The sequence below is a fragment of the Streptomyces sp. RKAG293 genome, from assembly GCF_023701745.1.
GTDB lineage: Bacteria > Actinomycetota > Actinomycetes > Streptomycetales > Streptomycetaceae > Actinacidiphila.
On sequence record NZ_JAJOZB010000001.1, the window covers coordinates 6,462,088 to 6,474,743 of the forward strand.

A 12,656-nucleotide genomic window follows, 5' to 3' on the forward strand; every position below is an offset into this window, starting at 1 on the left:
TGCGATGAGCACCACTCGATGAGTACGCGATGAGTACGAGCATGAAGTAGCGACGGTCCGGCGGACGATCACCCCGGACCTAAAAGGAGCGAAGTGGCTAAGGTCCGGGTATACGAACTCGCCAAGGAGTTCGGAGTTGAGAGCAAGGTCGTCATGGCCAAGCTCCAAGAACTTGGTGAATTCGTACGTTCGGCGTCCTCGACGATCGAGGCGCCGGTTGTTCGCAAGTTGACTGACGCTTTGCAGGGGCCGGGTGGCGGAAACGCCGCGAAGCCCGCTGCCAAGCCCGGCGCGCCCCGCAAGGCGACGCCTGCCAAGCCTGGCGCCCCCACTCCGGGTGCGCCGGCCCGTCCCGCTGCGCCGGCTCCCAAGCCGGCCGCGGACGCCCCCGTAACTCCGGCGGCTCCGGCCGCCACGGGCACCGGCTCCACGCCGGCCGGCCCCCGTCCGGGTCCGAAGCCGGCCCCGGTCAAGCCCGCTCCGGCGGCTCCGGTACCGGTCGCGGAGTTCTCCGCCCCGGCTCCGGCCCAGCAGACGCAGCAGGCGCCGGCGGCCTCCGCTCCGGCGGCTCCGTCCTCCGCGCCGCGTCCCGCGGGTGCCACTCCCGGCCCCCGTCCGGCACGTCCGGCCCCGGCACAGCGCGAAGAGCGCCGTGACGGCGGTCAGCGTGACGCCGCGCCGCGTGGCGACCGTCCGGCCCGTCCGGCCGGCCAGGGTGCGCCCGGTGGCGCCCCGCGTCCCGGTGGCGCCCGTCCGGCGGGTCCCCGTCCGGGCAACAACCCCTTCACCTCCGGTGGCTCCACCGGGATGCAGCGCCCCGGTGGCGCCCCGCGTCCCGGCGGTGGCGGCCAGGGTGCTCCCGGTGGCGAGCGTCCCGCTCGTCCGGCCGGCACGGGTGGTCCCGGTGGCGCTCCGCGTCCCGGTGGCGCGCCTCGTTCCGCCGGTGGCCCTGGTGGTTCGGGCGGTCCCGGCGGTGCCGGTCGTCCGGCTCCCGGCGGCATGCCCCGCCCGCAGAGCTCCGGCCCGCGCCCGAACCCGGGCATGATGCCGCAGCGTCCCGCCCCGTCCGGTGGTCCCGGCGGCCGCTCCGGCGGTCCCGGCGCCCGTCCCGGTGGCGGTCCCGGTGCTCGTCCCGGTGGCGGCAGCGGTGGTCCCGGTGCCCGTCCCGGTGGCGGCGGCGGTGGCGGTTTCGCCGGCCGTCCGGCCGGTCCCGGTGCGCGTCCCGGCGGCTTCGGCGGCCCGCGTCCCGGTGGTGCTCCCGGCGGTGGCGGTGGCTTCGGTCCCCGTCCCGGCGGCTTCGGCGGCCGTCCCGGCGGCCCCAACGCCCGTGGTGGTACGCAGGGTGCCTTCGGCCGCGGCCCGAACGGCCGTCCGGCCCGTGGTCGCAAGTCGAAGCGCCAGCGTCGCCAGGAGTACGAGAGCATGCAGGCCCCGTCCGTGGGCGGCGTGCTGCTGCCCCGCGGTAACGGTGCTGCCGTACGACTGCGTCGCGGCTCGTCTCTCACCGACTTCGCCGAGAAGATCAACGCCAACCCGGCGTCGCTCGTCCAGGTGATGTTGAACCTCGGCGAAATGGTCACGGCGACGCAGTCGGTTCCCGACGCGACGCTGCAGCTGCTCGCCGACGAGATGAACTACGTCCTGGAGATCGTCAGCCCGGAGGAGGAGGACCGCGAGCTGCTCGAGTCCTTCGACATCGAGTTCGGCGAGGACGAGGGTGGCGAGGAAGAGCTCGTCTCCCGTCCGCCGGTCGTGACCGTCATGGGTCACGTCGACCACGGTAAGACCCGCCTCCTTGACGCGATCCGCAAGACCAACGTGGTCGCGGGCGAGGCCGGTGGCATCACCCAGCACATCGGTGCCTACCAGGTCGCGGCCGAGGTGAACGGTGAAGAGCGCAAGATCACCTTCATCGACACCCCCGGTCACGAGGCGTTCACCGCCATGCGTGCCCGTGGTGCCAAGTCGACCGACATCGCGATCCTCGTGGTGGCGGCCAACGACGGTGTCATGCCGCAGACGATCGAAGCGTTGAACCACGCCAAGGCGGCCGGCGTGCCGATCGTGGTCGCGGTCAACAAGATCGACGTCGAAGGCGCCGACCCCGTCAAGGTGCGCGGTCAGCTGACCGAGTTCGGCCTCGTGGCCGAGGAGTACGGCGGCGACACCATGTTCGTCGACATCTCCGCCAAGCAGGGTCTGCACATCGACAGCCTGCTGGAGGCCGTGGTCCTCACCGCGGACGCCTCGCTCGACCTGCGGGCCAACCCGGAGCAGGACGCACAGGGCATCGCGATCGAGGCTCACCTCGACCGTGGCCGTGGCGCCGTGGCGACCGTGCTCGTGCAGCGCGGCACCTTGCGCATCGGCGACACCATGGTGGTCGGCGACGCGTACGGCCGAGTCCGCGCGATGCTCGACGACCGTGGCAACACGCTGGAAGAAGCGGGCCCCTCGACTCCGGTCATGGTGCTCGGTCTCACCAACGTGCCCGGCGCCGGCGACAACTTCCTCGTTGTCGACGACGACCGCACGGCCCGTCAGATCGCCGAGAAGCGTGCCGCTCGTGAGCGGAACGCGGCGTTCGCCCGCAAGGGTGTCCGGTTCTCCCTGGAGAACCTGGACGAGGCCCTGCAGGCCGGTCTGGTGCAGCAGCTCAACCTCATCATCAAGGGCGACGCGTCCGGTTCGGTCGAAGCGCTCGAGTCCTCGCTCATGCAGCTGGACGTCGGTGCCGAGGTCGACCTGCGCATCCTGCACCGCGGTGTGGGTGCGGTCACCGAGTCGGACATCAACCTGGCATCGGGTTCCGACGCCATCGTCATCGGCTTCAACGTGCGCGCCGAAGGCCGCGCCACGCAGCTGGCCGAGCGCGAGGGTGTCGACGTCCGGTACTACTCGGTGATCTACCAGGTCATCGATGAGATCGAGGCGGCCCTGAAGGGCATGCTCAAGCCGGAGTACGAAGAGGTCGAACTCGGCACCGCCGAGATCCGCGACGTCTTCCGCTCCTCCAAGCTGGGCAACATCGCCGGTGTCCTCATCCGCTCGGGCGAGGTCAAGCGCAACACCAAGGCGCGACTCCTCCGCGACGGCAAGGTCATCGCGGAGAACCTCAACATCGAGGGTCTGCGCCGGTTCAAGGACGACGTCACCGAGATCCGGGAAGGCTACGAGGGCGGTATCAACCTCGGCAGCTACAACGACATCAAGGTCGACGACGTCATCGCGACGTACGAGATGCGCGAGAAGCCGCGCGGCTGATCGCCCACCCGCCGCCCGGCCGCCACCCCTGGTGGGCCGTGCTGCGCACGGGCAGTGCATTTCACCGGGGCCGGTCGGCGGAGATATTCCGTCGATCGGCCCCGGCCGTTGCGTGTACCGTTCACATCATGGATCGCGCCTGTCACCAGGGGCGTAACGACGAGGCCTCCCAGGGCGGCTAGCCCTGTCGCCCATGTATGCAGGAACGCTGTCCTTCGACCTCCTCCTCGGCGACGTACATTCGCTCAAGGAGAAGAGGTCCGTCGTCCGCCCGATCATCGCCGAGCTGCACCGCAAGTTCGCGGTCAGCGTGGCGGAGACGGGCGAGCAGGACCTTCACCGCAGGGCCGAGATCGGCATCGCGGTCGTGTCCGGGGATCTCGGACACATCAAGGACGTACTCGACCGGTGCGAGCGATGGATGATCGCCCGGCCCGAGGTGGAACTGCTGTCGGCACGGCAGCGGATCCACGGCGACGACGACTGACCGATCGGCGGTCGGCCGGCGCCTGGAAGACCAGAGCAGTAACGAAGAAGGAGACGGACAAGTGACCGACACCTCGCGGGCGCGCAAGCTGGCCGACCGCATCCGGGTCGTGGTCGCGGAGACGCTGCAGCGGCGGATCAAGGACCCGCGGCTCGGCTACGTGACGATCACGGACACCCGGGTCACGGGTGACCTGCAGGACGCGACGGTGTTCTACACGGTCTACGGCGACGACGAGGACCGTGCGGCCTCCGCCGCCGCCCTGGAGAGCGCCAAGGGCATCCTGCGCTCCGAGGTCGGCCGGCAGCTCGGGGTGCGCTTCACCCCGACGCTGACGTTCGTCGCGGACGCCCTCCCGGAGAACGCGAAGACCATCGACGATCTGCTGGCCAGGGCACGTGCCTCGGACGAGCAGGTGCGCAAGGCCGCCACCGACGCCTCGTACGCGGGCGACGCGGACCCGTACCGCAAGCCGGTGGAGGACGAGGACGACCTCGACCTCGACGGCGAGGACGACGCGGCGGACGCCGACGCCGACGCCGACGCCGACGCTGCGAAGACCGCGAAGGACGACGACAAGGGCTCCGCGACCGCATGAAGCGCAAAGGCCAGGGCCCGGACGGCCTAGTGATCGTCGACAAGCCGGCCGGGCTCACCTCGCACGCCGTGGTCGCCCGCATCCGCCGCTTCGCGGGCACCCGGCGCGTCGGGCACGCGGGCACCCTCGACCCGATGGCGACCGGAGTGCTCGTCATCGGCGTCGAGAAGGCCACCCGCCTCCTCGGCCACCTCGCGCTCACCCGCAAGGAGTACGTCGCGACGATCCGGCTCGGCCAGACCACCGTGACGGACGACGCCGAGGGCGAGGTCACGGAGAGCGCCGGCGCGGCCGGGGTCGAGCTGACGGCCGTCCAGGCCGGAATCGCCCGGCTGACCGGCGACATCCTGCAGATGCCGTCCAAGGTCAGCGCGATCAAGGTCAACGGCGTCCGCTCGTACACCAGGGTCCGGGAGGGCGAGGAGTTCGAGCTGGCCTCCCGCCCGGTGACCGTCTCCTCCTTCGTGCTGCACGAAAACCGCACCGCGACGGCGGACGACGGCACGGCCGTCCTGGACCTGGACGTCACCGTCGAGTGCACCTCCGGCACCTACATCCGGGCGCTGGCCCGTGATCTCGGCGCCGACCTGGGCACCGGCGGCCATCTGACCGCGCTGCGGCGCACCCGGGTGGGCCCGTACGACCTGAGCAGCGCCCGCACCGTGGACGAGCTCGAAGCGACGTACCAGGCCGACGGCGCGGAAGCCTTCCAGGTCATGCCGATCGGCGAGGCCGCCGCCGCGGCCTTCCCCCGCTGGGACGTGGACGCGGACCAGGCCCGGCTGCTCGTCAACGGCGTCCGACTCAAGACCGACGGCATGGGCCCCGGCACCCACGCGGCCTTCGACCCCGACGACCGCTTCCTGGCCCTCGTCGAGGACCGCGACGGCCAGACGAAGATCCTCGCGGTCCTCGTCTGAGGCTCGTTCCACTTGCGTCACGGCTGCGAATTGGGCTTCGACGAGGACGACATGCCCGGCCGGGCCGGGTCCGACACCTGGCGGCGTCCGCACGGAGGGCGACCCCACCGTGGAGCGGGCGTCCGTGTCCCCGCGCGGACGCCCGCTCCACGATCCCCCTCCTGCTCGTATACCTATCCTCCCCACACCCGGAATTCACCCCAACGGGCGGGCGCTCGGAGTGAACTTCGGGGTGTACGGGGGCGCGTTGGGTGCGCGATCAGTAGCGGGCGATCACCGTGGGCATACCGTGGAAGGCGGTTGACCAGCGGGGAGGTGCGCGAATGGCGGTGCGGCCCTGCGACGGTGACGACGCCTTGGTGCGGGTGTGCGATCTGGCCGGGCGGCCGCGCGGTACCGGATTCCTCGCCGATCTCGGCGGCACTCTCCTGACGAGTCACGAAGCCGTCGACGGACTGGCCCGGCTGGTGCTGCACGCCCCCGGCGACCAGGTCTGCCTCGTCGGCGCGGACGCGATCACGCCGCTGCCGGAACTCGGGCTCGCGCTCGTCGCTACCGAAGGCATCAGTCTCCGGCCGCTGCCGGTCGCCGCCTCCGGGCCCGCGCACCCGGAACGCCGGGTGCGGCTGCGGGCCCGTGGCTGGACGGACGCCGTCGTCGTCGGCACCGCATCCGTGACGTACACCGCGACCGACCGCTTCCACCTCCTGGACGAGGTCTACGAACTCGCCCTCGACACCCCGGAGGTGCTGCGGGTCCACCCGCAGGCGTCCGGCAGCCCCGTGATCGACGCGGAGACCGGCGCGGTGCTGGCCGTCATCGCCACCGCACTGCACGCCGGACACCGGGCCGGCGGCTTCGCCGTCCCGCTGCGGGCCGGATCGGGGCCGCTGGCGGAGCTGCTCGCCCGCAACGCCGCCACCGTGCCCGCCTACGGGCCGCACCTCAACCTCGCCGGGGCGCTGCAGCTGACGGCCACCTCGGTCGGTTCCGCGGCCGTACCGCGCGAATGGCGTGAGCCGGTCGCCAGGCCGGGGACGGAGGACGAGCTGCGCGACTTCCTCGGCAGGGGAGGGGACCGCGGACCGCTCGTCCTGGGCCTGGTCGGCGACCCCGGCTGCGGACGCACCACCGAACTGGCGGCACTGGCCGCCCGCCGCGCCCGCGGCGCGGAGCCCGCCCCGACGGTGTGGCTGCGCGGCGCCGAACTGCGGCCGGGCGACGGCGGGTTGAAGGACGCGGTGGAACGCTCGCTGCGCACCGCGGCCCGGATCGTTTCGGCGGCGGGCGACAGCAGGGGCGAGGCGCCCGTCGCCTCCCCGGACGCGGTCGCGGACCTGGCCCGGTCGGCGGGCCGGCCGCTGCTCGTCCTGCTCGACGGCCCGGAGGAGATGCCGCCCGTTCTGGCGCACGCGCTGCCCGACTGGACGGCCGGTACGGCGAGTTGGCTGCGGGCCGGCGGTGTCCGGCTGGTCGTGGCGTGCCGGCCCGAGTACTGGGAGCAGGCGGGCGCCCTGTTCCCCGCCGGAATGCTCCATGTGCCGGCGGAGGCGCCGGCCGTGCCGCCCGGCGCCCCGGCCCGCGCGCTGCCGCTCTGCGTCCGGCTCGGCGACCTCCCGGAGCGGCAGGCCGTGCGCGCCAGGGCCCGGTACGGGATCCCGCCCGGTGCGCTGGCCGCGACCGACGCCGCCCATCCGCTGGCTCTGCGGCTGTTCGCCGAGATCCGGGCGGCCCTCCCGGAACCGGCGGTGGCCGACCCGGCGGGAACACCCGCCGGGGATGCCGTGCCCGGCCGGGCGGATGTCTTCTCGGCCTATCTGGACCTGGTGTGCCTGCGGATCGCCGTCCGGCTGACCGCGGGCGCCGACAGCCCCGCCCGGGGGACCGCCGTCCGGCGGCTGGCAGCCCGGGTAGCCGGGCAGGTGCACGAGGCGGCGCGGCGCTGTCTGGGACCCGGCCAGGGCGAGCTGGACCGGGAGTCCTTCGAGGACCTCTTCCCCTGGCGCACGGGCTGGGCCTCGGCGGTCCTCACCGAGGGCCTCGTCGTCCCGGCGGGAGCCGGATACCGCTTCGCGCACGAGGAGTTCGCCGACTGGCTGCAGGGCCTGCACCTGGATCTGGACGAGGCCCTGTTCGCCCTCGTCCACCGGTGGTTCGCCGCCCCGGCGGGTGCCGCTGAGGCCCCGGTCCGGCTGCCGTCGCGCCCCGGGGCCCGCGCCGGTCACGCCCCCGGGCACACCGTGCCGCCGGCCCCTCCGGTCGGCCCCGCCACCGCTCCGCACTCGCTTCCGGTGCCCCGCCACCGCATCGGCCCCGTCATCCAGTCCCTGCTGCTCACCGCCCGCCAGTCCGGCCCCACCGCCCTCGCACGGCACCTCGAAACGCTGATCCACGCCCTCGACCAGCAGGCCGCGGAGCCGAGCCGGCTCGCCGCCCCGCCACCGCCCCGGACACCGCCGTACCCCGGGACACCGCCCCGGCCGGCGGCGAACGGTGAGCCGGAAGGGGAGCGGGACGGCGAGCCGGACGTGGCCGGCCCGGCTCCTGACCTGATGGACCGCCTCATGGACCGGTCCCTGGCGGGCGATCCGCCGGCGGACGAGGCGGATCTCGACGCGGACACCGTCCCCAACCGGCGGCCCGCTGCGGGGCGCGCGGCAGTCCCGCCGCCCCGGAGTCCGGCCGCGGCGACGCCCGCCGCAGCCGGTGCGAGCGGAGAGCCGCGCCCACCCGTGCCCGCGCCGGAAGCGGCCCGGCGGGCGGACGCCGTGTGGTGGGCGGCACATCTGCTGGGCGAGGTCCTGCTGCGGGTGCCGGACGCCGATCAGTACCGGGGTGTGCTGCGGCTGCTGGCGGAACGGATCACCGCGCGGTCGATCGAGCGCGGCGGGTTCGGCCCGCAGGGCCTCGGCGGCCTGGCGGAGTTCGGCCCCTGGTTCTGGCGGCGGCTGGAGCTGCCGCTGGGGGAGCGGCTCGACCTGCTGCGCCTGCTCCTGCCCGCCGACGGCCCACCACCGCAGAGCCCGCAGAACCCGCAGAACCCGCAGAGCCCGCACAACGCACAGAACCTCCAGAGCATGCACGGCGTCCAGAGCCCGCCCGGCCCGTCCGAGCGGTTCCTCCCGACCATCGGAGAACTGCTCTGTGGCGCGCCGCGCGCCGCGCTCCCCGTGATCTGCGGCTGGTTCGGCGACGACCGGCCGCTGCAGACCGACACGGCGCTCAGAGGCCCGCGCCCGACCGTCGCCGCCGCCGTCCAGGCGCTGCTGCACACCCACCGGCACCGCGCCGTGGACGATCTGACCGAGGCGCTGGTCGAGGCCGCGCACCCCGGCGCCGATGAACTGCTGGCCGCCCTCGCGGAGGACGAACCGTCGGCGGTCTGCCGCGCCGTCGACCGCTGGGCGCACGAGGAACGGCCCGCCCGGCACGTCGCCGCCGCCGCGTACGGGCTGCGCGCCGCGCCCTACGTACGATCCGACGCCGACCGGGAACTGCTGCGGTACGCGGCGCTGGCGATGCTCGCCCGCACCGCGGACTGCACGCTGCACGGAGCGGCGCTGGCCCTCCTCGTCCGGGACCCCGCGACCCGCTCCCGGCATCTGCCGGCCGCGCTCACCCACTTCGCCGCGGGCGATCCGCAGCTGCCGGCCGGCGCCCTCGCCGCCGCGCTCGCCTCGCATCCGGAACCGGTGCTCGCCGCGTTCCAGGGACGGCTGCGGGAGCCGGGCGCCGGCGCCGGCGAGGTGCTGCGCGAACTGGCGGCGGTGACCACGCCCGCGCTGGCCCGCCGCGCGGCCGGCCTCGTACGGGACCATCTGCGGCACCGGCCGGAGGGCGCCGTCCATGCGGCGGAGTTCCTCGACCGGCGCCTCGAGCAGGGCGCCTCCGCCCGCGCGGTGGTGTTTCCGCTGGTCGTGGAGTTGCTGCGGGAACACCCGCCGGAGGTGCGGCGGGCGGTCGCCCCGGTGCTCGCCGCGCCCGGCAGCCACATCTCCCGGCCGATGCGCCAGGAACTGCTCGACGTGGCGCTGGAACGCGAACGCGACGCCGACGTGCTGGACGCGCTGCTCGGCGCCGCCGCGGACGGCTGCGCCCGCCGTCCGCCGCTGCTCACCCGCGATCTCGTGCACCGTCTCGGCCTGCTGCTCGGGCGCACCCCCGAAGGCGCCGCGCACTTCGACCGGCGCCTCGTCCAGCTCGCCGCCGCCTCCCCGTGCTTCGCCCGGCTGGTCCGCGGCTGGCTGGACTCCGACGGCGCCTGGGACGCGGTCATCGGCCCCAGCGCCCGCCGGCTGTGCGAGCAACTCGCCGTACCGTCCACCCCGTAGGGGCAGGTCGCGGCCCGTGCCGCGGGCGCGGCGGCGGGGCCGGTGGCTGAGCCCGGCACGGGGACATGGCAGGCTTGGACCCGTACAGGCATACACAGCTATTCGGTACGACGAGGAAGCGGAGCGTCAAGGTGCAGCGCTGGCGGGGCTTGGAGGACGTTCCCGGGGACTGGGGACGCAGCGTCGTCACCATCGGCTCCTACGACGGCGTGCACAGGGGGCATCAGCTGATCATCGGGCGGGCCGTCGACCGCGCCCGTGAGCTGGGTGTCCGGTCGGTGGTCGTCACGTTCGACCCGCACCCGAGCGAGGTCGTGCGGCCGGGCAGCCACCCGCCGCTGCTGTCCGCGCACCACCGCCGTGCCGAGCTGATGGCGGGACTGGGCGTCGACGCGCTGCTCATCCTCCCCTTCACCGCGGAGTTCTCGAAGCTGTCGCCCGGCGATTTCGTGCGGACGGTGCTCGTCGACGCGCTGCACGCGAAGCTCGTCGTCGAAGGCCCGAACTTCCGGTTCGGGCACAAGGCCGCCGGTGACGTCGAGTTCCTCTCCGCGATGGGCCTGAAGTACGACTACGAGGTCGACGTCGTCGATCTGTACGTGCGCGGTTCCGCGGGCGGCGGTGAGCCGTTCTCGTCGACGATGACGCGCCGGCTGGTCGCCGAGGGCGATGTGGCGGGCGCGATGGAGATCCTGGGCCGTCCGCACCGCGTCGAGGGCGTCGTCGTCCACGGCGCGCAGCGCGGCCGCGAGCTGGGCTTTCCGACGGCGAACGTCGAGACGCTGCCGCACACGGCGATCCCCGCGGACGGCGTGTACGCCGGCTGGCTGCACGTCGACGGCGAGCCGATGCCCGCCGCGATCTCGGTCGGCACCAACCCGACCTTCGACGGCACGGCACGCACGGTCGAGGCCTACGCGATCGACCGCGTCGGACTGGACCTGTACGGGCTGCACGTGGCCGTCGACTTCCTCGCGTATCTGCGGGGGATGGAGAAGTTCGACTCGATCGACGCGCTGCTGGTGCGGATGGTGGAGGACGTGAAGCAGTCCCGCGAGCTGATCGACGCGGCGCCGACGCCGAGCTCCTGACCGGGGCCGGGGTCTCCGACCCCGGCCCTACGCCGGTCGGACCAGCCGGGTCTCGTAGGCGAAGACCACCGCCTGTACGCGGTCGCGCAGCCCGAGCTTGACCAGGATCCGGCTCAGATGGGTCTTCACCGTCGCCTCGGCGAGGTGCAGGCCCGCGGCGATCTCCGTGTTGGACAGCCCGCGGCCGACCTCGACGAGGACCTCGCGCTCCCGGGCGGTGAGCCGGCCCAGGCGCTCGTCCCCTTCCGCGGCGCTGTTGCCGGCCGGGAGCTGATGGGCGAAGTTCTCCAGCAGGCGGCGGGTGATCCGGGGCGCGACGACGGCGTCGCCCGCGGCGACCGACCGGATCGCGGCGAGCAGTTCCTCGGGCAGCGCGTTCTTGAGCAGGAAGCCGGACGCGCCCGCGCGCAGCCCCGCGAAGGCGTACTCGTCCAGGTCGAACGTGGTCAGGATGAGCACCCGGGTCTCCGGGCAGGACTCGACGATCCGGCCGGTGGCCTCGATCCCGTCCGTGCCGGGCATCCGGACGTCCATCAGCACCACGTCGGGCCGCAGCGCGAGGGTGAGGCGGACGGCCTCGGCGCCGTCGGCGGCCTCGCCGACCGGCTCCATGTCGGGCTGGGCGTCGAGGACCATCGTGAAGGCCATCCGCAGCAGCGGTTCGTCGTCGACGAGAAGCACCCGGATCGTCACAGGGCACCGTCCTTGTCCTGGAGCGCGTCCTCGTCCTGGGGCGGATTCAGGGTGAGCACGGCCGAGACCCGCCAGCCGCCGTCCGGCTGCGGACCCGCGTCGAGCCGCCCGCCGTACGCGGCGGCCCGTTCGCGCATCCCGGGAATCCCGTGCCCGTTCCCCTTCCCGTGTCCGGACGCGGCAGGGGACGCATCCGCGGGCGCGGTCGCGGCGGGGCCGTCGTCGGTGACGTCCACGCGGACGGAATCGGGGGAGCAGCGCACCCGGACCTCGGCACGGGTGCCGGCCGGGGCGTGCTTGAGAGTGTTGGTCAAGGCTTCCTGTACCAGTCGGTAGACGGTGAGTTGGGCCGCCGCGGTGGCCGCGTCCGGGTTGCCGCTGACACTCAGACGGGTCGGCAGCCCGGCGGCGCGCACCTGCTCGGCGAGCGGCTCCAACTGGGCGATGCCGGGCATGGGATGGCGTAGCGCGTCCGGTTCGTCGGCGCGCAGCACCCCGAGGAAACGGCGCATGTCGGTGATGGCCTGCCGGCCGGTCCCGGAGACCTGCCGCATCGCGGCGGCCGCCTTCTCCGGGTGCCGCTCCTGCGCGAAGACCGCACCGTCGGCGAGCGCGACCATCACCGACAGGTTGTGCGTGACGATGTCGTGCATCTCGCGGGCGATCCTGGCCCGTTCACCGGCCACCGCGAGCTGCGCCTGCTGGTCGCGCTCCCGCTCCAGCCGTCCGGCCCGGTCCTCCAGCGCGGCCAGGTACGCGCGCCGGGTGCGCACGTTGACCCCGATCACGGCGGCGGCGATCACCATCGCCGACAGCGCGATGAACGACTGGGTGGTGCGTCCGTGCGTCGCCCAGGTCAACGCGGCCAGCAGGGAGCCGAGTTCGAGCACGGCGACGGCCGACAGCGTCCGGAGCCGGGAGGAGTGGGCGGCCACGGTGTACAGCGCGATGAGCAGCGCGACGTCGGCGGGCAGCGGGGCGCCCGCCAGCCATTGGAGGAACGCGACCGCCGACATGACGCCGAAGACGGCCAGCGGGGCCCGGCGCCGCCACACCAGCGGGATCAGCAGCAGCCACTGGAAGACCACGAGGGACGTCGAGCGGGACAGATCGCGGTGGGCCAGGCCCGCCGTCGCGAACAGCATGGCCGCCGTGAGCACGGCGTCGGCGGCGACCGGCGGCAGCTTCGCCCGCACCAGCTGCCTGGCGCGCCCGAGATGGGCGCGCCAGGACCGCACCGTTTGCCGGAGCGCGGGCGCGGCGGGCGTCACC

8 protein-coding genes are annotated in these 12,656 nt (G+C 73.8%); 6 read left to right on the top strand and 2 right to left on the bottom strand.

Annotated elements, in window-relative coordinates:
• The first annotated feature begins 93 nt into the window (after nucleotides 1–93).
• The 6 genes from infB to LNW72_RS28810 all read left to right on the top strand — a co-directional run bounded on the left by infB (nucleotide 94) and on the right by LNW72_RS28810 (nucleotide 10,691).
• Nucleotides 94–3,264, top strand: a complete 3,171-nt coding sequence (gene infB / locus LNW72_RS28785) for a translation initiation factor IF-2 (RefSeq protein ID WP_250978014.1) — start codon at nucleotides 94–96, stop codon at nucleotides 3,262–3,264.
• Between the two features lie 193 nt (nucleotides 3,265–3,457).
• The gene (locus tag LNW72_RS28790) at nucleotides 3,458–3,751 is read left to right on the top strand and encodes a DUF503 domain-containing protein (RefSeq protein WP_138356689.1); all 294 of its coding nucleotides are present in this window, start codon (nucleotides 3,458–3,460) and stop codon (nucleotides 3,749–3,751) included.
• Between the two features lie 61 nt (nucleotides 3,752–3,812).
• The gene (gene rbfA / locus LNW72_RS28795; protein WP_250978015.1) at nucleotides 3,813–4,349 is read left to right on the top strand and encodes a 30S ribosome-binding factor RbfA; all 537 of its coding nucleotides are present in this window, start codon (nucleotides 3,813–3,815) and stop codon (nucleotides 4,347–4,349) included.
• A complete protein-coding gene (truB, locus tag LNW72_RS28800; RefSeq protein ID WP_250978016.1) occupies nucleotides 4,346–5,269 on the top strand; it encodes a tRNA pseudouridine(55) synthase TruB in 924 nt (307 codons plus the stop codon). Before rbfA ends, truB begins: the two co-directional genes overlap by 4 nt.
• A 323-nt stretch (nucleotides 5,270–5,592) precedes the next feature.
• Nucleotides 5,593–9,600, top strand: a complete 4,008-nt coding sequence (locus LNW72_RS28805; protein ID WP_250978017.1) for a serine protease — start codon at nucleotides 5,593–5,595, stop codon at nucleotides 9,598–9,600.
• Between the two features lie 131 nt (nucleotides 9,601–9,731).
• Entirely contained in the window at nucleotides 9,732–10,691 is a 960-nt protein-coding gene (locus LNW72_RS28810) for a bifunctional riboflavin kinase/FAD synthetase (protein ID WP_250978018.1), read from the top strand.
• A gap of 27 nt (nucleotides 10,692–10,718) precedes the next feature.
• Here the strand turns inward: LNW72_RS28810 and LNW72_RS28815 are convergent, their stop codons facing one another.
• Together LNW72_RS28815 and LNW72_RS28820 are read right to left on the bottom strand one after the other, a co-directional pair.
• The gene (locus LNW72_RS28815) at nucleotides 10,719–11,384 is read right to left on the bottom strand and encodes a response regulator transcription factor (RefSeq protein ID WP_250978019.1); all 666 of its coding nucleotides are present in this window, start codon (nucleotides 11,382–11,384) and stop codon (nucleotides 10,719–10,721) included.
• Nucleotides 11,381–12,655: a histidine kinase gene (locus tag LNW72_RS28820; protein WP_250978020.1), complete on the bottom strand. Its 1,275-nt coding sequence runs from the start codon at nucleotides 12,653–12,655 to the stop codon at nucleotides 11,381–11,383. The genes LNW72_RS28815 and LNW72_RS28820 overlap by 4 nt, the downstream gene beginning before the upstream one ends.
• Nucleotide 12,656: the final 1 nt, after the last annotated feature.